The 20658-nt window shown below is 67.8% G+C and carries 17 protein-coding genes; 9 read left to right on the forward strand and 8 right to left on the reverse strand.

The window, feature by feature from the left end; all coding sequences use genetic code 11:
* Positions 1-441 precede the first annotated feature (441 nt).
* Entirely contained in the window at positions 442-921 is a 480-nt protein-coding gene (locus ACSLUQ_RS00900; protein WP_417773518.1) for an NUDIX domain-containing protein, read from the forward strand.
* Between the two features lie 12 nt (positions 922-933).
* On the opposite strand, the gene ACSLUQ_RS00905 is transcribed toward ACSLUQ_RS00900, so the two are convergent.
* Positions 934-1914: a glutathione S-transferase family protein gene (locus ACSLUQ_RS00905; protein WP_461807446.1), complete on the reverse strand. Its 981-nt coding sequence runs from the start codon at positions 1912-1914 to the stop codon at positions 934-936.
* A 422-nt stretch (positions 1915-2336) separates the two neighbouring features.
* Between ACSLUQ_RS00905 and ACSLUQ_RS00910 the strand changes: the two genes are divergently transcribed.
* Positions 2337-2840: a GNAT family N-acetyltransferase gene (locus ACSLUQ_RS00910; protein WP_417773520.1), complete on the forward strand. Its 504-nt coding sequence runs from the start codon at positions 2337-2339 to the stop codon at positions 2838-2840.
* 33 nt (positions 2841-2873) lie between these two features.
* Here the strand turns inward: ACSLUQ_RS00910 and ACSLUQ_RS00915 are convergent, their stop codons facing one another.
* From ACSLUQ_RS00915 to ACSLUQ_RS00930, 4 genes are read right to left on the reverse strand one after another with little or no spacing between them, the layout of a single operon-like run.
* Positions 2874-4952, reverse strand: a complete 2079-nt coding sequence (locus tag ACSLUQ_RS00915; protein ID WP_461807447.1) for a hypothetical protein — start codon at positions 4950-4952, stop codon at positions 2874-2876.
* Positions 4953-4961: 9 nt separating this feature from the next.
* Entirely contained in the window at positions 4962-7811 is a 2850-nt protein-coding gene (locus ACSLUQ_RS00920; RefSeq protein ID WP_461807448.1) for a DUF4159 domain-containing protein, read from the reverse strand.
* A complete protein-coding gene (locus tag ACSLUQ_RS00925) occupies positions 7808-8764 on the reverse strand; it encodes a DUF58 domain-containing protein (RefSeq protein ID WP_461807449.1) in 957 nt (318 codons plus the stop codon). Before ACSLUQ_RS00925 ends, ACSLUQ_RS00920 begins: the two co-directional genes overlap by 4 nt.
* A gap of 8 nt (positions 8765-8772) precedes the next feature.
* On the reverse strand, positions 8773-9801 hold the full coding sequence (locus ACSLUQ_RS00930; protein WP_461807450.1) for an AAA family ATPase: 1029 nt from the start codon (positions 9799-9801) through the stop codon (positions 8773-8775).
* 258 nt (positions 9802-10059) lie between these two features.
* Between ACSLUQ_RS00930 and ACSLUQ_RS00935 the strand changes: the two genes are divergently transcribed.
* The 4 genes from ACSLUQ_RS00935 to ACSLUQ_RS00950 are packed head-to-tail and all read left to right on the forward strand — an operon-like array spanning position 10060 to position 12897.
* On the forward strand, positions 10060-10692 hold the full coding sequence (locus tag ACSLUQ_RS00935; protein WP_461807451.1) for a DUF1285 domain-containing protein: 633 nt from the start codon (positions 10060-10062) through the stop codon (positions 10690-10692).
* A complete protein-coding gene (locus tag ACSLUQ_RS00940) occupies positions 10689-11366 on the forward strand; it encodes an NUDIX hydrolase (RefSeq protein WP_417773526.1) in 678 nt (225 codons plus the stop codon). Before ACSLUQ_RS00935 ends, ACSLUQ_RS00940 begins: the two co-directional genes overlap by 4 nt.
* The gene (locus ACSLUQ_RS00945; protein ID WP_417773527.1) at positions 11366-11626 is read left to right on the forward strand and encodes a DUF6111 family protein; all 261 of its coding nucleotides are present in this window, start codon (positions 11366-11368) and stop codon (positions 11624-11626) included. Before ACSLUQ_RS00940 ends, ACSLUQ_RS00945 begins: the two co-directional genes overlap by 1 nt.
* 11 nt (positions 11627-11637) lie before the next feature.
* Complete coding sequence (locus tag ACSLUQ_RS00950) at positions 11638-12897, forward strand: CCA tRNA nucleotidyltransferase (protein WP_461807452.1); 1260 nt, start codon at positions 11638-11640, stop codon at positions 12895-12897.
* Here ACSLUQ_RS00950 and ACSLUQ_RS00955 read toward each other — a convergent pair.
* The 3 genes from ACSLUQ_RS00955 to ACSLUQ_RS00965 all read right to left on the reverse strand — a co-directional run bounded on the left by ACSLUQ_RS00955 (position 12894) and on the right by ACSLUQ_RS00965 (position 15616).
* Positions 12894-14009, reverse strand: coding sequence for an AAA family ATPase (locus tag ACSLUQ_RS00955; protein WP_461807453.1), 1116 nt, complete (start codon positions 14007-14009; stop codon positions 12894-12896). The two genes, ACSLUQ_RS00950 and ACSLUQ_RS00955, sit on opposite strands and share 4 nt — an antisense overlap.
* 21 nt (positions 14010-14030) lie before the next feature.
* A complete protein-coding gene (hemF, locus tag ACSLUQ_RS00960; protein ID WP_461807454.1) occupies positions 14031-14981 on the reverse strand; it encodes an oxygen-dependent coproporphyrinogen oxidase in 951 nt (316 codons plus the stop codon).
* A gap of 173 nt (positions 14982-15154) precedes the next feature.
* A complete protein-coding gene (locus ACSLUQ_RS00965) occupies positions 15155-15616 on the reverse strand; it encodes a tRNA (cytidine(34)-2'-O)-methyltransferase (protein ID WP_461807455.1) in 462 nt (153 codons plus the stop codon).
* 227 nt (positions 15617-15843) lie between these two features.
* On the opposite strand from ACSLUQ_RS00965, the gene ACSLUQ_RS00970 reads away from it, so the two are divergent.
* The 3 genes from ACSLUQ_RS00970 to ACSLUQ_RS00980 all read left to right on the forward strand — a co-directional run bounded on the left by ACSLUQ_RS00970 (position 15844) and on the right by ACSLUQ_RS00980 (position 20475).
* Positions 15844-17706, forward strand: a complete 1863-nt coding sequence (locus tag ACSLUQ_RS00970) for an ABC transporter ATP-binding protein (RefSeq protein ID WP_461807456.1) — start codon at positions 15844-15846, stop codon at positions 17704-17706.
* Between the two features lie 527 nt (positions 17707-18233).
* Positions 18234-18650 (forward strand): hypothetical protein, encoded by a 417-nt coding sequence (locus ACSLUQ_RS00975; protein WP_461807457.1) that lies wholly within the window; start codon positions 18234-18236, stop codon positions 18648-18650.
* Entirely contained in the window at positions 18634-20475 is a 1842-nt protein-coding gene (locus ACSLUQ_RS00980) for an ABC transporter ATP-binding protein (protein WP_461807458.1), read from the forward strand. Before ACSLUQ_RS00975 ends, ACSLUQ_RS00980 begins: the two co-directional genes overlap by 17 nt.
* Positions 20476-20658 lie beyond the last annotated feature (183 nt).

The raw sequence follows: 20658 nt of genomic DNA on the forward strand, positions 1-20658 counted from the left end.
TCTGGGCCGGGACTTGCGCGGCGCCTCGCGGCCAGTTGGCCAGCGGGGCGCGCAGGGCCCGGACTTGTCGTCGATCCGGCGGCTGGGCCGCTGATCAGTTGCTGGTGAAGGTCGTCAGCACCGCCGCGATGCGCGGGTTGGTGAGATCGACCGCCGGCCGCCAGACATAACGACGCCGCGTGCGGTTCGCGAACAGGGCGGTCAACATGGTTCTCTCCTGCGAGATTGGCAGCTTGGACGAAATAGGAAGTCCCGCGTCTCGGGGGTGTCGTCCTTCCGACTGCGCGCGAACTATCCCCGGAATACCGCCATTTCACAAGCGCATTGACCGAGGGTCACCCATGCGCCCGCCGCATGCTGGGTTAAGATCGGATCAACCATGACATGGCGCGAGTCGGATATTGGAAAGCCGGTGGACCCAACACACGAAAGGACAGGACCGTGACCGCTAGATCGCATCTGCCGCTGGCCGCGCTAAGGCGTCTCGGTCTGGCGCTGACCTGGTTCCGCAGGGCGGTGACGCTGGGCGTGCGCATCGCGGCCCATGACGACGAGGGGCGCCTTCTGCTTGTGCGCCATACCTATCTGCCGGGTTGGTATCTGCCCGGCGGCGCGGTCGACCCGGGCGAAAGCGCACCGGCGGCGGCCTTGCGCGAACTGAAGGAGGAGACCGGACTGATCGGCCGCGACACGCCGCAGCTCGTTTCGCTCTACCGCAACAACCGGCAGGACAAGCGCGATCACGTGGCGCTGTACCGCATCGACCGGTTCGATGTGCCGCCGGGGGCGCTGGCGCCCAACCGGGAGATCCGCGAGGCGCGGTTCTTCGCGCTCGACGCGCTTCCCGCGGAGGTGACGCCGGCGACGCGGCGCCGGATCACGGAACTGGCCGGCGGCGCGGCTCCCGACGAGGACTGGTGAGCGCTGCGGCGATCAGGCCGCTTTCGGCAGCCTGTCGCGGTCGTGGGAGGCCGTCAGGTCGAGCTCGGGTCCGAGCGGCACGATCCCCGTTGGATTGATGGTCCGATGCGAGCCGTAGTAGTGGCGCTTGATCGTCGGGAAGTCGCAGGTCTCGGCAACGCCGGGCACCTGGTAGAGCTCGCGCAGGTAGGCGGAAAGGTTCGGATAGTCGACGATGCGCCGGAGGTTGCACTTGAAATGGCCGTGGTAGACGGCGTCGAAGCGCAGCAACGTGGTGAACAGCCGCCAGTCGGCCTCGGTGATCCGGTCGCCGACGAGATAGCGATGTGTCGCGAGCCGTTCCTCCAGCCAGTCGAGGCTTTCGAACAAGGCCGTCACGGCCTCGAGATAGGCCTTCTGGGTGGTGGCGAAGCCGGCCTTGTAGACGCCGTTGTTGACCGTGTCGTAGACGCGCTCGTTGACCGCCTCGATTTCCGCGTGCAACGCCTGCGGGCTGACATCGAGCGTGGCGTCGACGCCAGGAAGCGCGTCGAAGGCGGAATTGAACATGCGCAGGATTTCGGAGGATTCGTTGGAGACGATGGTCTCGCGTTTCCTGTCCCACAGAACCGGGACGGTGGCGCGCCCCGAACACTTCGGGTCGGCGCGCAGGTAGACCTGCCACATGGCCTGCGCGCCGGTGACGGCCTCGGGCTCGGCAAAGGTCCAGCCGTCATCGAGCATCAATGGCTCGACGGCGGCAAGCGAGATGCTGTCCTCCAGCCCCTTGAGCTTGCGCAGGATCATCGTGCGGTGCGCCCAGGGGCAGGCGAAGGAGACGAGGAGATGGTAGCGACCGGCCTCCGCCTCGAAGCCGCCCGCGCCGCTCGGACCGGGGGCGCCGTCGGGCGTCACCCAGTTGCGAAAGCCAGAGGTGTCCCGGACAAAGCGTCCGCCGTGCGATTCCGTGTCGTATCCGTCGGTGTGCCAGACGCCATCCACCAGAAGGCCCATCTGTCCTTCTCCTCATCTCTGTGTGTTTTCCTGTTCCACAAGAGCACATGGGCCGCCTCCTGCGGGCATCAACCTGCTGGAAGCACTGTTCGAGATAATTGAACGCCTTCAAGGCGAAGGAACCGCTTTACGTTCCGGGGCGCGCGTGCTACCGACGCCAACCAAGCACGAGGGGTGCCGTTCGGCACCTGTTTCACGCGCCCGGGTGGCGCATCTTTTCGAGGCGCGCGAGCGCGACGGGATCTGGACGTTTCATGCTCAGGATCGACCGCCAGCGACGAAGGACCCTGCGACGAGGCTTGACCTCTCGCACCGTCACACCCGCGCCTTGAGACACGACCAGGCGGATCCGAGCGATCCGAGGATCGGAAGGCGCGGCGACATCCCGCCTGTCTTTCCGTCCCGCACCCGAGGTTCGCCCCATGCTCGCCCATTCCTGGCTCATCCGGCACGAAGTTGCCGCCGACCTTCCTGAAATCGAAGCCCTTCAGGCCGAAGCCTTCGGCCCTGGCCGCTTCGCCAAGACCGCCTTTCGCCTGCGCGAGGGCGTGCCGCACGACACGCGCCTGAGCTTCGTCGGGCTGGATGGCGACGTGTTCGCCGGGTCCGTCTGGTTGACGCCGATCACCATCGGTGACGCGCCGTCGCAGTTGCTCGGGCCTCTGGCCGTCTCGCCGGCCTTCAAGAATCGGGGGCTCGGGAGGCTGCTGGTCAATCAGGCGTTGAAGACCGCGCAGGCGCTTGGCGAGACATCGGTGCTCCTGGTGGGCGATGCGCCCTATTACGGGCCACTTGGCTTCGCGCCGGTGCCTTTCGGCCGCATCCATCTGCCCGGTCCGGTCGACCCGGCCCGCCTGCTCGTCGCCAACCTGGTTCCCGGAAGCGAGATGCCATCTGGCGTGGTGCGCGGCGGCCGAGGCGGCTGAACCCACCGGCGCCGCCCACTTTGGCGCGCCCCTTCAGCGCCCTTCGCGGTACCACATCATCGACAGCGCGCCGATCAGAAGGGCGAGACCGAGCACCCCCTGGAACAGGGGATAGCGGTCGATGCCCTTGAGCACGCTGGCATCGGTGGTGCGGAAGCCGATCCACCCGTCGCCCGAGAAGGTCGTGGCCCTGCGCAGGGGCACGACACGGGGCACGAGAAGCTCCCCGCCGACATCCAGCACGCGTTGCACCGCACCGCCCGTCGCCGAGGCCACCGGCGTCAGCAGCGCCGTTGTCGACAGCACGTCGGCGAATTCGCGCGGGTTCGGCGGCCCGACATGCACGAGCGCCTTGCGGTCGCCATCGGCCACCGAATAGAGACCGAGGTCGGGGGCCGGAGAGGTTGCCCGCCACAGGCCGGGAGAGACCTCGCTCGGCGTCAGGCTCCGTGTCGTGCCGTCCGGCAGCGTCAGCGTCAGATCTCCGACGGTCTCGCCGATGGTCTGGCGCTCGGCGACGACTTCGCCGCCGCGCGAGGCAAGGCGCAGGGCCTCCTCCTCGAGGTCGGGTTCCTTCATCAGCCAGTGGGCGAGGCGGCGCAGCAGCGCCACATGCGGCCCGCCGCCCTCGTAGCCGCGCGCCCACAGCCAGACATGATCGGACAGGAGCACGGCGACGCGACCGGCGCCTTCGCGGCTCAGCACCAGAAGCGGCTTGTCGTTGGCGCCGGTCATCAGTGTCTGGCCGGTGGTGACGTTGGCATCGACGAGACGGAACCAGCGACTCCAGTCCGGTGGCGTTGCCTCGCCGCCCGGCAGGCCCCGCGTCACCGGGTGGCGCGCGCCTGTCTCCGAGATCGCCGCGCGGAAGGGCTCCTCGTAGATCCTGCCTGTGGGCGCGGCCGGGAGCACTGGCGCGAGTGGCGTTCCATAGAGACTGCCCGCTTCCGCGTAGTCGGGTCCGCCGGCGACGAGAACGGCGCCGCCGTCGCGCACGAAGCGGGCGATGTTGTCGAAATAGAGCAGGGGCAGCACGCCGCGCCGTTCGTAGCGATCGAAGATGATCAGGTCGAACTCGTCGATCTTCTCCGAAAACAGCTCACGGGTCGGGAAGGCGATTAGCGACAACTGGTTGATCGGCGTGCCGTCCTGCTTGTCGGGCGGCCGCAGGATGGTGAAATGGACGAGATCGACGGAGGCGTCGGACTTCAGCAGATTGCGCCAGGTGCGCTCGCCCGCATGCGGGCTGCCCGAGACGAGGAGCACCCGCAGGTTCTCGCGGATGCCGTCGATGGTGACGACGACCCTGTTGTTGAGCTCGGTCAGCTCTCCCGCGAGCGGATCGACGGAGAACTCGAAGATGTTCTGCCCGCCATGGGTGATCTCGGCCGGCACCTCGACCGTGCTGCCCGGGGTGACGTCCAGGGTGGCGACGACATCGCCGTCGCGCCGCACGGTGAGCCGCGCGTCCGCGCCGCTTTCGAGCGCGCCGCGATCCTGCAAGCGCAGGGTGACGGATTGTTGCGAGCCGACGAGCCCGAATTTCGGCGCACGCACGATCGCCAGGCGCCGGTCGGTCTCCTTGTCGGTGCCGGTGACGAGCGCATGCAGCGGCGCGTCGAAACCGAGATCGGCGGCGCGTTCGGGAATGTCGTGGACCTGGCCGTCGGTGATCATCACAGCGCCGCCGATCCGCTCCGGCGGCACGTCCGACAGGCTGTCGGCGAGCGCGGAGAAGAGCGCCGTGCCATCGGCCGCCGCCCCGTCGCCGCGTCCGGCGCGCACGACACGCAACTCATAACCGGGGAAACCAGCGAAGCGGCTCTCGAGCGCGGCGAGCGCAGCCTGTGTCGTCTGCGTCCGCTCGCCGAGGCGCTGGCTCTGGCTTTCGTCGACGACGACGGACACGACGCTCGAAAGCGGTTCGCGGTCCTCGCGTTCCACCGCCGGGCCGAGCAGGGCGAAGACGATCAGCGCCATCGCCAGTCCGCGCAGCGGCCAGCCGGGAACGCGCATCCACCCGGAGACGAGCGCCAGCATGAGGGCAAACGCCGCCGCCAGGCCAAGCGCCCAGACGGGCAGGAGAGGGGAGAAGGAGAGGGACCAGATCAACGCTCTCTCCTACTGGCCGAGCCGTTCGAGAAGGGCTGGTATGTGCACCTGGTCGGCCTTGTAGTTGCCGGTCAGCACATACATCACGATGTTGACCCCGGCGCGATAGGCATATTCCCGCTGTCCGGGGTCGGCCGGCACGGTCTGGAACATGTAGGAACCGCCGTCGTCAATGGCCCAGGCTCCGGCGAAGTCGTTGCCGGTGACCAGAATGGGCGACACGCCATCGCCGCCGCGCACGGGGCGGCGCACGGGAGTCTCTTGCGTCGCAGGTTCCGTTGCCTCGACCCAGAGCTGCCCGCTGGCATAGCGACCGGGGAAGCTGTCGAGAAGGTAGAACGCCTTGGTCAGGACGTGGTCGGCGGGAACCGGCTCGAGGGGCGGAATGTCCAGACCCTCGAGCACCTGGCGCAGGCGCAGGACGGCGGGAGACGCGCCAAAGCCGGAAATGCCGGCGGAAAGCTGGTCGGCGGTGTCGAACAGGATCGTGCCGCCGTTGCGCATGTAGGTGTCGATGGCCGACATCGCCTCGGGCGAGGGCAGAGGCGTGTCGGCCGAGATCGGCCAGTAGAGCAGCGGGTAGAAGGCGAGCTCGTCGGTCGCCGGGTCGACGCCGGCGGGTGCTTCAGGCTCCAGCGCCGTGCGGGTGGCGATGTAGCGCGTCAGTCCGAGGAGACCGCGCCGGCTGGTTTCGTCCTGTGTCGGGTCGCCGGTCAGGACATAGGCGAGCCGGGTATCGAGCGTCGCCTCCAGTGCGGCGATGTCGGCGGAACTCTCCTGGGCCCGTGCCGGCGGCGCGAGGACGAGCGACATGACAAGGCCGAGGCCGAGAAGCGGCAGCAGGGCGAGCCGGGCGCCGGTGGCGCGTCGGCGGCCGAGACCCGGCCCGCGCCGGTCACCGCGAAGCCAGAGCATGGCGAGCGTGTCGGCGAACACGAGGAGCAGGGCAAGGGTGAAAAGCGCGGGTCGCAGGTCGAGGGTTTCGGTCACCGGATAGTCGGCGATGCTGGCGCGTCCGGCGAGGGGCGAGAAGTCGAGCGTGGGAACCGCGCGCGCCACGGGGAACAGATTGATCGCCCGGAAGGCGTCGTCGGCGCCATAGAGGCCAGGCGGGTTGCGACGGCTGGCGGGAACGTCCGCCGTCGCTGTCACCGGAATGGCGGTCGTCGGCGGCGACCCGATCCGGCCGAAGCCGTCGAGGGTGCGCACGGGGGGAAGCTGGGTCGCCGAACTCGCCTGCGCGGCGTGCGCGGGGGCATTGTCGCCGGTCTCGGGTGTGGCGGAAGCGGAAAGCGCCGCGATCCGGCGCAGCATCTCCACGAAGGTGCCCGACAGAGGCAGGTTCGACCAGCTTGTGTCGGCGGTGACATGGAAGAGCACGATGGTGCCGCGCCCGACCTTGTCGGCGGTGACAAGCGGGGTGCCATCGGCAAGCACCGCCCAACTCCGGTCGGTGAGTTCCGGGCCTGGCTCGGCCAGCACCTGCCGGGTCACCGTCACGTCATCGGGAACGGCAAGGTCGGCGAAGGGCGATGTCGAGGAGAAGCTCGCCAGAGGCTGTGGCTCTTCCCAGGAGAGGCTGCCGCCAAGCGCCCTGTCGCCGGAGCGCAGGCGGGTCGGCACGAGGTCGTCGCTGCCGCCGGCAAGGCGCGGTCCGGCGAAGCGCAGCAGAATGCCGCCCTGTTCCACCCAGCGGCGAACCTCGGCGGCGGCGTTTTCGGGCAGGCGCCCGACGTCGGCCATGACGAGCACGGAGACGCCCTGATCGATGAGCGCGGGAATGGCTTCGTCGAGATCGGTCTGGCGGGCGCGGCGCAGCTCGGCGAAGGGCGAGAGCGCGCGCTCCAGATAATAGAGCGGTGACAGCAGCGGCTGGGCCCGGTCGGCGGCAGTGCCCCCGACAAGGCCGATGGTCCGCCGCTGCCAGCGGTCGTCGAGAAGCTGCACGGCGGCGGCGCTGGGCTCGCCGATGATCTCGAGGCGGGCGACGTCGTTGCGCAGTTCCACCGGGAGCTCGAAGCGTACGGAAAGGCCTTCGCCATCAGCCGTCGCAGTGGCCACGGCCTCACCCAGAACCAGGCCCTTGGGGTCGGTGGCGCGCACGTTTACCGGTTCGAGCGCGCCCTGAGGAGGCAGGACCGTGGCGGTCAGCGCGTCGATGTCGTTGCGCGCGCCGGCCAGCACCGCCGGCCGCGGCAGTCCGGTGTGGACAGTGATTTCCGCGTCGCCGGCGATTGCCGCGAGATCGGCGACGAACCGTGGCGAACCGGGCTCCGCCACATCATCGGCGAACCAGACGATGGCCCCGGGAGGCTGTTCGGCAGCCGCCTTGCGCAGGGCGAGCGTCAGTTCGCCGCGCGTCGTTGGCCAGGGGCGGGGTTGGAGCGCACGCAGGCGTTCGAGCGCGGCGCGCGCGCTCTGCGGCACGAGTGGCTGGTCGGGTCCCTCGGCGGTCGCGGCGAGCAGTACCGCGCGCCCGCGCTCGGCCGCGGACTGAACGAGCCGTTCCGCTGCCTGACGGCGAGTCTCGAAGTCGCGCGCCGAAGCCCAGCCATTGTCGAAGACGACGAGGAGCGGGCCGTCACCGCCGGGAATGGCGCCGGCCGGGCGCCACTGGGGACCGGCGAGCGCGAGGATGACGGCAGCGGCCAGCAGCAGACGCAGGATCGTCAGCCAGAGCGGGCTGCGGTTGGGCGTCTCCTCGCGCCTGTCGATGTCGGCCAGGAGCCGGGCGGGCGGAAAGGCGATGCGCCTCGGACTCGGCGGCAGCAGCCGCAGCAGCCACCAGATGACCGGGAGCAGAAGCAGGCCGACGAGCGCGAAGGGGGCGGTGAAGCCGAGAGGGATAAGGCCGCTCATCGGCCGCCCCCGGCATGTCCGCCAAGCAGCACGCCGCTCAACCTGCTGTGCAGCGCGAGCATCGGCTCGGCGGCGGGCCGGTCGGTGTGGTGAACGAGAAAGCTCCAGCCGGCGCGCCGCGCCACGTCTGAGATCGCGTCACGATGGGCCGCCAGCCGGTCGGCATAGGCCGTCCGCCAGGCCTCGGCCTTGCCGCTGGTCAGCCGGAAACCGGTCTCCGGATCGAGGAATTCGGTCCGCCCGGAAAAGGGGAAACTCTCCTCCACCGGATCGAGCACCATGACCAGATGGGCGCGCGCTCCGGAGGCGGCGACCTTGCGCATCCAGTCGAGCGTCTGATCGAGCGGGTCGAGCAGGTCGCCGATCAGCACCACGTCGGAAAAACGGCGGATGTCGCGCGGGTCGGGCAGGCTCTCGGGCGTGCCGATGTGCGAAAGCGCGGCCGCGATGCGCTCGGCCGCATGGCGGTCGGCAACGGGACGGCGCAGGCCGGGAATGCCGATGCGCTCGCCCGTCTCGGCCAGAAGGTCCGCCAGCGCCAGCAGCAGCACCAGGGCGCGGTCGCGCTTGAGAGTCGAGGACAGGTCGGAGCGGAAGGCCATGGAGGGCGAGAGGTCGGCCCAGAGCCAGACCGTGTGCGCGGCTTCCCATTCGCGCTCGCGCACATAGAGATGATTGTCGCGCGCCGAGCGTCGCCAGTCGATGCGCATGACCGGCTCACCGGCGATGAAGGGACGGAACTGCCAGAAGTTCTCGCCCGAACCGGATCTGCGGCGGCCGTGCCAGCCGGCATTGACCGTCATGGCGACCTGGCGCGCCTCGACCAGAAGGTCGGGCAGCGCGTCGGCGAGCGAGCGCGCTTCCGCGACGACCCTCGGCCAGGCCTCGCCTTCCCCGTCCCGCGTCGCGGCGCGCTGCGCCCGGGAAGCCCTGAACCGTGCCAGGCCGTTCATGCAAGCTCCTATCCGATGCGGTTTTTCAGCCGGCCGATGATGCCGCGGATCGTTTCACCTTCGGCGCGCGCGCCGAAAGTCAGCGCCATGCGATGCTGGAGCACTGGCTCGGCAAGCGCCAGCACGTCATCGAGCGAGGGCGCGAGACGGCCGTCGACGAGGGCGCGGGCACGCACGGCGAGCATCAGGGCCTGGCTGGCGCGGGGGCCCGGGCCCCAGGCGATCAGATGGGCGGTCTCGTTGGTCTGGTCGCCGTTCTCGGGTGGACGGGCGGAGCGCACCATTTCCAGGATCGCCTCGACGACGCTTTCGCCGACGGGCATGCGGCGTACGAGCTGTTGTGCGGCGAGCAGATCCTCCGCGCCCATCACGGCGGAGGCCTTGGCTTCGTCGGCACCCGTCGTCTCGCGCAGGATGCGCCGTTCGGCATCGAGGTCGGGATAGTGGACGTCGATCTGCATCAGGAAACGGTCGAGCTGCGCCTCCGGCAGTGGGTAGGTGCCTTCCTGCTCCAGCGGGTTCTGGGTCGCGAGCACATGAAAGGGACGCGGCAGGTCGTAGCGCTGCCCGGCGATGGTGACGTGATACTCCTGCATCGCCTGAAGCAGCGCCGACTGTGTGCGGGGGCTGGCGCGGTTGATCTCGTCGGCCATCAGGAGCTGGGAGAAGATCGGCCCCTTGATGAAGCGGAACGCGCGGCTGCCGTCGGCGGCCTGATCCATCACCTCGGCGCCGAGAATGTCGGAGGGCATCAGGTCGGGCGTGAACTGGATGCGCCGCGCATCGAGACCGAGCACCGTGCCGAGGGTTTCCACGAGCTTGGTCTTGGCAAGGCCCGGCACGCCGACAAGCAGCCCGTGCCCGCCCGACAGCAGCGTGACCAAGGTCCTCTCGACAACGCTTTCCTGACCGAAGATGACCCGCGCGATCTCAAGGCGCGCGGCAGCGATCTTCTCCATCGCCGCTTCCGTGTCGCGAAGGATCGCCTGCGTCTCGTCGCCGGCCTGGTCGCCATCGTTTCGACTGATCGCGCTCATGTTCGACCCTGCCTCCCTTGTCGTCGCGGGACCGCTCGCCCCGGTCCGACGTTCTTGCTGATCCCGCACCGGGCTCACGCTGCCTTCCGCAATGCGATCCGATGTTTGCGCCGACCGCTCCGTCCGCCTGCGTGGTTCCGGTCCGGCTGCCGCGACCGCGGCGGGCGCGCCGGGCGGGCTGGCTTCACATGATAGCTCATGTCATGACAGGGTATGGGCCAAAACATGGCGGCGACAACCGGATGTGAACGGGAACGAATGGCGGACGACACGCGAAACGACGTGAAGGACATGCCGGCGGGGCTGGCCGAACTGGTCTCGCGGGCGGGTACGGGGCGCGGGCCAGCGCCGGTGGAGCGCTGGAATCCGCCCTATTGCGGCGAAATCGACATGCGCATCGCCGCCGACGGTCGCTGGTACTATCAGGGGGGAGTGATCGCTCGCGAACGGCTGGTGCGTCTCTTCGCTTCCGTGCTTCGACGCGATGCCGATGGCCATCATTATCTCGTAACCCCTGTGGAGAGGGCGAGAATCACCGTCGAAGACGCGCCTTTCCTTGGCGTCGAGCTGCATGTCGAGGGCGAGGGACGCGAGCAGGTGCTGCGGCTGCGCACGAATACCGGCGACGTCGTGCGGATCGACGCGGACCACAGGCTGCGCTTCGAGGATGAGACGGATACGGGGGGGCTGAAGCCCTATGTGCGGATTCGCGGCCGGCTCGACGCGCTTCTGGCCCGCCCGCTGCTGTATCAGCTTGCCGATCTGTTCACGGAACACGATATGTCGGGAAGGACGGTGATGGGCACATGGAGCGCCGGCACGTTCTTTCCGGCCGAGACGACGCCAACGCCAGGCTCGGCCGACGAACGGGAACCGGACACAAGGGCATGACGACACCTCAGGAGATGACGCAGGCTGCGAGCCGGCACGGCATACGGGCGGACGGGACACCCGTTTCCGCCGTCGATTTCGTTGCCCAGGCGCAGGGCCGCATCGCCGCCGCCGCGCGGCGGGAGGTCGGCGACCACATCCTCAACCCGGAACTCGGCCCCTTCGCCTTCGCCAATCGCGCGCCGCGCGACGCGGCCGTGCTCATTGCCGTCGTCGAGCGCCGGGCAGGCGCCTCGGTGATCTTCACCGAGCGCACGGCGCACCTTTCCAGCCATGCGGGGCAGATCTCGCTGCCCGGCGGCAAGATCGACCCGGAGGACGGGGGGCCCGTCGCGGCGGCCCTGCGCGAGGCGGAAGAGGAAATCGGCATCGAGCGGGGGCTCGTCAGTCCGGCCGGCGTTCTGCCGACCTATCTCACCGGCTCCGGCTACCGGGTCGCTCCCGTGCTCGGGCTTGTCGATCCAGGAGCCGCGATCGTGCCGAACCCGGACGAGGTGGCCGATGTCTTCGAGGTGCCGCTCTCGTTCCTGATGGATGAGCACAACCATCGGCGACAAAGCCGGGTCTTTGCCGGAAAGCCACGCTACTTTTATGCAATACCCTTCGGGGAGCGCTACATCTGGGGCGTGACCGCCGGGATCCTGAGGCTCCTTTACGAGACGGTGTACCGCTGATGTTGCGTGTTGTGCTTACCCAGCTGCTGCTTGTGTCATTGCCCTTCATCGGCTTTGCCGCCTGGCTCTTCATCACCAAGAAGGCGCAGACATCGGAGAACTGGCGCAAGGGGCCGCTTGTCTGGCTCCTGATGGCAGGGCTTGCGCTGTCCATCGGCGGCTTCGTGCTGCTGGCCGAGAAGGAAGGCCTTCCCGAGGGCAAGAACTACGTGCCGACGGTGTTGCGCGACGGGGTGCTCATTCCGGGACACTACGAGTAGGGCGCGCGGCGATGAGCGGTGCGATCACGGCTGACTGGCTCACGCGGCCGTCGCTCCAGGCGGTGTTCGACGCGGTCGAGCAGGATGGCGACGCGGCGCGCGCCGTTGGCGGTGCCGTGCGCAACACGCTGCTCGGCGTGCCGGTGGCGGATGTGGACGTGGCGACGACGGCGCTGCCGGACGATGTCATGCGTCGGGCTCTGGCGGCAGGGCTGAAGCCGGTGCCAACCGGGATTGAGCATGGCACGATCACGGTGGTCAGCGCGGGCGATGCCTATGAGGTGACCACGCTGCGCGAGGACGTGGAGACGCACGGGCGCTCGGCGACGGTGCGCTTCGGGCGATGCTGGCAGCACGATGCGCGGCGGCGCGACTTCACCATGAACGCGCTCTATGTCGACCGGCACGGCACGCTTTACGACCCGGTCGGCGGCCTGCCGGACCTTGAGGCGCGTCGGGTCCGGTTTATCGGCGATCCGCTGCTGCGCATCCGCGAGGATTATCTCAGGATCCTGCGTTTCTTCCGCTTCCACGCCCAATACGGAGAAGGCTCGCTCGATGCGCAGGGGCTTGCTGCCTCGCAGGCCGAGCGCGCCGGACTTGCCGTCCTGTCGGCGGAACGGGTGGCCATGGAACTGCGCAAGCTGATCGTCGCGCCGCGCGCGGTCGAGACAGTGATACGGATGGCCGGGGCCGGCATTCTGGAACTGGTCTTTCCGGTCGAAGCCGATCTTGACGCCTTCACCGCGCTGCGCGGGCTCGATGAGGTCTCGTCGCAGGCGCGTGCGCCGGCGCTGTGCCTTGCAGCTCTTGCCGGCACCGGCGGCGCGCACGCAATCGGGCAAACCGCCGAGGGCCTGCGGCTTTCGAACGCCGAGCGCAAGCGCATGGAGCGGGCCGATGGCGTGGCCCGGGCCGCCCGAACGCTTGCCTTGCTGGACCGTGAACCGGCGGAGGCTGCGATAGCCGAATGCCTTTATGCGCATGGTGCGGAGGCCCTGCGCGACGGCCTGTTGCTTGCGGTGGCGCGTGAAGGCGTGCCGGTCGACGCGGGAGAGCTTGGCGCACGTCTCACGCAGATCGAGCGCACCAATGTTCCGGTTTTTCCGCTGTCGGGCCGGGACCTGATTCTGGCTGGCTTCAGGCCGGGGCCCGAGGTGGGCGCGCTGCTGAAGCAGGCGGAAGACCGTTGGATCTCCTCCGGGTTCACCCTGGGGCGCGAGGCTCTGCTTTCTGCCGCGCTCGCAGGGGCGGAAAGCGCGCGCTCCTAGTCCTCGGCGAAGCCGCCGGTGATCCTCAGGCCTTCGATCCAGGTCTCGCCGCCGTCCTTGAAGATGGTGCGCGGCACCGCGCCGGCTTCTCTCACGAGGTGGTCGGCAAAGGCCTGAGAATGGGTGACGATCCAGACCTGCGTGCGCTCGCAGGCCTTGGCGATGACGCGGGCGAGCGGGGCGAGCAGATCCGGATGCAGGCTCGCCTCCGGCTCGTTGAGGGCGATGAAAGCCGGCAGCCGGTAGGACATGAGCGCGCCCATCAGTGCCAGATAGCCAAGTGTCCCATCCGAGAGTTCATGCGCTGCGAAGGCGCGATGGAGGTCGGGATAGCGCATCGCGATCTCCGCCTGCGCGCTCTCGACGGCGATTTCGAGCCGCGTGCCGGGGAAGGCATCCTCGACGGCGGTGAAAAGATCGCGGGCGTCGCCGCGCACCTCCGTCAAGGTGGCGAAGACGGCGGCGAGATCGGACCCGTCGGAGGCAAGCGTTGGGGTCGTCAGAGCCAGAGACGGGCGGCGCAGGGCCGAGGCCTCGTCGGTGCGAAAGGCATGATAGAAGCGCCAGTCGGCGAGTGACCGACGGACGATGTCGACTTCGGGGAAGCGTGCGCCGTCGCGAAACGCGAAGAGCGCCGTCTCCGACCCCAGCAACTCGTTGGCATAGGTCAGTCGGTTGCCGTCGGCGGCCCTGAGCCAGGCCGAAGGCCCCGACCGTTCCATCAGCGCCACCTGGCGCTTGCCGGTGTGGAGGACGAGTTTTTCCTCCTTCACCAGTGGCTCGAGCGGAAGCGCGGCGTCCGAGCCTTTCACCGGCAGCCCTATCGCGATCGCGTAGGAGAGGTCGCCGAGCCGGGCGGAGAGCGCGAGCCGGACGGGCCCGCGTCTGCGATCGCCCGCCCAAAGGACGCTCTCGATGCCGCCTTCTTCGGCGATGGCCCGGGTGATCCGTCCGAAGGCCGCCTGCTGCAGCAGCGAGAGCGCCCGATAGAGGTTGGTCTTGCCGGTGCCGTTGCGGCCGACGAAGACATTCAGCGCTCCGACCGGAAGGTGCAGGCGGCGTATCGAGCGGTAGTTGTCGATCTCGATCGATGTCAGCGGCGGCAGGGACATGGCGTGTTCACGCAGCCCGGATCAAGGCCATTTGACCACGGGTGGCATCGACGACAGGATGGACGAGACGTTGCCGCCGGTCTTCAGGCCGAAAATCGTGCCTCGGTCGTAGAGGAGATTGTATTCCACGTAGCGACCGCGGCGGACGAGCTGCTCCTCGCGCTCCGCATCGTCCCAGGGCTTGTGATAGTTGGCGCGCACCAGCTTCGAGTAGATGTCGAGAAACGACAGTCCCACGTCCTTGGTGAAGGCCAGGTCCGCGTCCCAGTCGCCCGAATGCAGGTAATCGTAGAAAATGCCGCCGACGCCGCGCATCTCGTTGCGGTGCTTCAGGAAGAAATAATCGTCGCACCATTTCCTGTAGCGCGGATAGTCGGCGACCTCATGGGCTGCACAGGCTGCTTCCATCGCCTTGTGAAAGGCGATGGTATCCGGGTCGTCCTGGCTGCGGCGGGCGTCCAGAACCGGCGTCAGATCGGCGCCGCCGCCGAACCACTGGCGCGTCGTCACCACCATGCGCGTGTTCATGTGCACGGCGGGAACATGCGGATTGTGCATGTGGGCGATGAGCGAGATGCCGGAGGCCCAGAAGCGGGGGTCCTCGGCGGCGCCGGGGATCTGGCCGCGAAACTCGGGCGAGAACTCGCCATGGACGGTGGAGACGTGGACGCCGACCTTCTCGAAGATCCGCCCGTTCATCATCGACATGATGCCGCCGCCGCCCTTGGCGCCGGTCGTCGAATCGGTTCGCTCCCAGGGCGTGCGCTCGAACCGTCCGGCCGCCGTTTCCGCGAGCGCGCCGGGCAGGGCGGCAAACTCGGCCGCATCGTCCTCGATGGCCTCGAAGGCGGCGCAGATGCGGTCGCGCAAGGCCTCGAACCAGGCGCGCGCCTCGACCTTCTTCGCCTCGATGTCGGCCGGAACCGGTCCGCCACGCGCCTCTTTCGGTGCCCCGCCGCCTTGTTCGCTCATGTCCGCCGTCTCCGCTCGATGCCCTGAATCTGCGGAAGCTTCATGACAGAAGCGGAGGCGGCGGGAAAGGGGCGGTCAGCGGGAACGGATCGGCGGGCAGGATTTCAACGGCCTCGCAGGGCATTCCGAAGAACAGGGAAGTAAGCCTTCCGTCTGCAAGTCCCGGATACGCCTCAGGCCGGAAAACCTTCCGTCTGCCGCAGGGCTTCGCCGAGCGCCATGGCAGCGGAAACGGCGATGTTGAGCGAGCGCATGCCTTCGGCCATCGGGATGGTCAGGCGGGCGTCGGCGATGGCGTGGACGGCCTCGGGAACGCCAGAGGATTCGCGGCCGAGAAGCAGGATGTCGCGACAGGCGAAGTCATGTTGGTGATAGGGCCGGGCGGCGGCGGTCGTGAGCAGCAAGAGGCGGCGCTCTTCCTGCCTGCGCCACGCGTCGAATGCCTCGAAGGTGAGGTGGCGGGTGAGTGCCGCGCGCTCCATATAGTCCATTCCGGCACGCTTCAATGCGTGGTCGGACAGGGGAAAGCCGACCGGCTCGATGATGTGGACGCGAACACCCATGCAGGCCGCAAGCCGCAGGATCGTTCCCGTATTCTGGGGAATGTCGGGCTGATAGAGCGCGAGTTCCGGCATGTCTGTGTTCCGCTTTCCTGATCGGCCCTGTTGGGCCATGCGCGCCGCGTCGGTTTGCCGACGTGCCCCGCTTTGGCCGGTTTCGGTGGTAGGCTCGCGTGGCCCGCCTGTCATCCGGATTCGGCCCGCCTGGTGCGCGCCATCCGAATTTCCCGCTGCTTCGCGGCCGTCGCTCCTGCTTTCGCGATCCGGCCCGTTGGACGATTTCGCACAGAAGGTCCGGTTTCGTGATCGAGCGTATCTATTCCTGGTTCGAGCGGCGCATCGATCCCTTCGCGCCGTTGCCCGACCGGCCCGTTCCGGGAACCGGCTTCGGCTACCTCGGTTTCTTCGTCGGCCAGGCGCGACTCGCCTTTCTGGCGATGCTGGTTCTGGGCGGCGCGACGGCGCTGATCGAGGCGGCGCTCTACATCTTTGTCGGCGACCTCGTCGACCTGATGCAGGGTGGGCCGCGTCAGGGTTTCTGGATCACCAACTTGCCGGTTCTGGCGATGATGGCCGGCACGGTTCTGGTGATCAGGCCGGTCGTGGCCGCCCTGACGGCGCTGGTCGAGGAGCAGATCGTCGTTCCCGGGTTCTTCAACCTGGTCCGCTTTCAGGGGCACCAGCAGGTCGTCGGCAAGTCGTTGTCCTACTTTCAGGACGAGTTCGCCGGCCGTATCTCGCAGAAGGTCTGGCAATCGGGTCAGGCGGCAGGCGACTTCATGGTCAGCCTGCTGCAGATCATCTGGTTCATCGTTGTTTTCGCGTTGACGACGCTGACGGTGCTGATGTCGCTCGATCCGATGATCGGGGCTGTGGTCGCGGTCTGGCTCGTCGCCTTCGGCGCCGTCTCCGCTCTCTTTGTGCCGCGTATCCGACGTCGGGCAAAGGCATCTGCGCACGCCGGGTCCGGCGTCACCGGCCGTTTCGTCGATATCTACGGAAATATCCAGACCATCAAGCTGTTCACCGACGCGCGCCGTGAGGCACGGCAGATGCGCGACGTTTATGAGGCGTTTCTGGCGGCGATCCGGGCGTTCACACGCACTCTGACCGCCGTGCGCACGATCATGAGCGTGATGTCGGGAGCGATGATCGTGGCGATCGCGGTCCTGGTTCTGCGAGCCTGGGAGGCGGGAAGCGTGACCGCCGGCGACGTGGCGCTGGTGCTCGGCCTGGTGTTGCGGCTCAACGTGCTGCTCGGCAGGCTGATGGGGCAGATGAACGGCTTGTTCCGTGCCCTGGGCACCTTGCAGGACAGCGCCGAGACGATCACCCGCAAGGCCGCGGTCTCCGACCTGCCGGACGCCCCCGCGCTTGAGGTGCGCGAGGGGGCGATCGCGTTTCGTGACGTCGGTTTCCATTATGGCAAGGCCGGTGGGGTGATCGACAGGCTTTCACTGTCGATCCAGCCGGGCGAGCGCGTCGGTCTCGTCGGCCGCTCGGGGGCGGGCAAGTCGACGCTCGTCAACCTGCTGCTGCGCTTCCACGACCTGGAAAGCGGCGAGATTCTCATCGATGGCCAGGATGTGGCGCGGGTGACGCAGGCGAGCCTGAGGGCGTGCGTCGGGCTTGTCACCCAGGACACCTCGTTGCTGCACCGCTCGATCCGCGACAACATCTCGCTTGGGCGCGCGGAGGCGAGCGAGGAGGAGATCCGCCTTGCTGCGCGGCGCGCGCACGCGGAAACCTTCATAGACGAGCTCACCGATACCCGGGGCCGCAGGGGCTTCGACGCGCATGTCGGCGAGCGGGGGGTGAAGCTCTCCGGCGGTCAGCGCCAGCGCATCGCGATTGCGCGGGTCCTGCTGAAGAACGCGCCGATCCTCGTGTTGGACGAGGCGACGTCTGCGCTCGATTCGGAGATCGAGGCGGCGATCCAGGAAAGCCTGACGACGCTGATGGAGGACAAGACGGTGATCGCCATCGCACACCGGCTTTCAACCATCGCGGAGATGGACCGTCTGATCGTCATGGACCAGGGGCGGATCGTCGAGGATGGCACCCACGAGGAGCTTCTGGCGCGCGGCGGGCTCTACGCCCAACTGTGGCAACGCCAGTCCGGCGGCTTCCTGCTGGAACACGAAGATGAGGGTGAAACCGCCTGAAGGCCTCGTCCACCTTGGTGAAACTTGCAAGCCGGCAACATGTATGTTGCGAACGCGCAACAGGTTCCCTGTTTGTGCTGGCAGGCGCTCGTTTGACGATGCGCCGTGCGAAGCGTTCGGCTATTGTCTGGATCTGCGTGGAGATACCCGCGCTTTCGCGTCCTTGCCTCCGGTGCAAATCCGGTTTGGGCGTGACTCCGAGCCAGACCGCAAGAACCGCCACCGTCGAGAAGGAGGGCCGCATGATCGAAGTTCGCGCTGAGCTGATCCATATCGCGATGTGCGCCGCCCCGGTTTCGCCGGAAGCGCTGCTCGTCTAGGACGACGGTTCGCGGGTCCCGCCCGCCCTTTTCCAGTCGACCATTCCTTCCTTCGCGGCCCGCTTTCCAGGCGGACTGCCCCCCAGCCTTGCCTCCGCGCGCCAATCCGCCTCGGGACGCCTGTCGTCCCGGCGGATGCACCGGGTCCGAACTCTGTGTCGGGTGCGCGGTTCACACAATCGTCCGTTCATGCAGGAGCCGCTTGCCATGGACACCCATATTTCCGCCAGGGTTGAGCCGGAAGGCGCGCCCCGGGCCCATCCGTTGCGTTGCTTCCTGCGTGTCGCCGCGCTTGCCGCATTCGCGTCGCTGGCGCTTGCGCTGGTCCTCTTCCTGCCCGTCGCCGCGAGCATGTTTCGCGGCATGGAGGCGGTGATCGTCGATGGCGAGGCGCTGTCCGCGGCCGCTTTCGCCGACCGGCTCGTCTCGCTCTTCCTGGGCCTCGTCGTGCTGTCCTTCGGGGTGGTCGGCTTCGCCCTTTCGGTCCTGCTCACCGAGCCGGCCGCAACGCCCGTCTTCCGTGCCGCCCGCTTCAGGGAGCGGCCGGGTACCGCCAGTTCTGCGGACCGCAAACGCTCCGCGATCCGTCTGTTTCAGGAACTTTGTCATGTTCGCGTGGTTTGAGAAGCTGATTCATCCGTTCCGCGAGGTGCCGCTCGAGGCGCCTCCGGCAACGCTCTTCGCCTTTTGCTGGTATTACACGCGGCCGATCTGGCCGGTGATTGCCGTCGTCGCCTGCCTGGGCGCGAGCATCGCCATCTTCGAGGTGATGGTGTTTTCCTTCCTCGGCGATCTCGTGAACTGGCTCGGGACGGAAAACCCCGAGACGTTCCTGGCCGACAATGCCTGGCAGCTGGCCTGGATGACGGTGGTGATCCTGGTGATCATGCCGGCGCTGGCGCTGCTTTGGGAGCTGATCTTCCATCAGACGCTGCTCGGCAACTATCCGATGGCGATCCGCTGGCAGGTTCACCGCTATCTGCTGCGCCAGAGCGTGGGCTTCTACCAGAACGATTTCGCCGGCCGCATCGCCACCAAGGTGATGCAGACCTCGCTCGCCGTGCGCGAGGTGGTAACCCGGGTGATCGACGTGCTGGTCTATGTCAGCGTCTATTTCGCCGCCGCCGCGTTTCTTATCGGCGAGGCGGACATCCGGCTCGCGCTGCCGCTGCTGGTCTGGTTTCTCGCCTATCTCGGTGTGCTCGTCTACTTCGTGCCGCGGCTCAAGCATCTGTCGCAGGTGCAGGCGGATGCGCGCTCGACAATGACCGGGCGCGTCGTCGACGCCTACACCAACATCGCCACGGTGAAGCTGTTCTCCCACGCGGAGCGCGAGGAGAGCTACGCGAAAAACGCCATGTCGGAGTTTCTCGGCACCGTCCATCGGCAGATGCGCTTCGTGACCTTGCTCAACACGATCCTGCACACGATCAACGTGCTGCTGCTGTTCTCGATCGGCGCCGCCTCGATCATGCTGTGGCAGCGCGCGGCGGTGACGACGGGCGATATCGCGGTGGCGGTCGCGCTTGTGCTGCGGCTTCACGGCATGTCGCAGTGGATCCTGTGGGAGGTCTCGGGCCTGTTCGAGAACATCGGCACGGTGCAGGACGGCATCACCACCATCGCGCGTGAGCGCGAGGTGCGCGACAGCCCCAAGGCCCAGCCGCTCGTCGTCTCGAAGGGTGCCATCCGCTTCGAGGCCGTCGACTTCCACTATGGCAAGGAAACCGCCGTCATCGAGAATCTGACGCTCGACATCCGCCCTGGCGAGAAGGTTGGCCTCGTCGGTCGCTCGGGGGCGGGCAAGTCGACGCTCGTCAACCTGTTGCTGCGCTTCCACGACCTCGAGGGCGGTCGGATCCTGATCGACGGGCAGGATATTCGGGAGGTGACCCAGTCGAGCCTGCGCGCTCACGTCGGCGTCGTCACCCAGGATACTTCGCTGCTGCATCGCTCCGTGCTCGACAACGTCGTCTATGGGCGTCCCGGAGCGGGCGAGGCCGAGGCGATGGAGGCGGCGCGCAAGGCCCATGCGGCCGGGTTCATCGACGGTCTCGTCGATGGCGACGGGCGCACAGGACTTGCCGCGCATGTCGGCGAGCGGGGGGTGAAGCTTTCCGGCGGGCAGCGCCAGCGCATCGCGATTGCGCGGGTCCTGCTGAAGAACGCGCCGATCCTCGTGCTGGACGAGGCGACGTCTGCGCTCGATTCGGAGATCGAGGCGGCGATCCAGGAAAGCCTGACGACGCTGATGGAGGACAAGACGGTGATCGCCATCGCACACCGGCTTTCAACCATCGCGGAGATGGACCGTCTGATCGTCATGGACCAGGGGCGGATCGTCGAGGATGGCACCCACGAGGAGCTTCTGGCGCGCGGCGGGCTCTACGCCCAACTGTGGCAACGCCAGTCCGGCGGCTTCATCGACAGTCGGCGCGACGTGTCGTGAAGCTGCCGATGCGGCGAAAAAACCGCGACAAAGCGTCATTGCCATGACGGAGTATCTGGACAAGTGCTGGCAAGGGTGCCAAAAACCCACCGCTTGGAAAGGTGCGGAAAGCCGCACTTGCCGCCCGAAAGGACGCGCGTCGTCCGCCCCCTTGCCCCGCTACCGGGGTGGGAGGCGACCGGC

The sequence above is a fragment of the Stappia sp. ICDLI1TA098 genome (assembly GCF_054880955.1).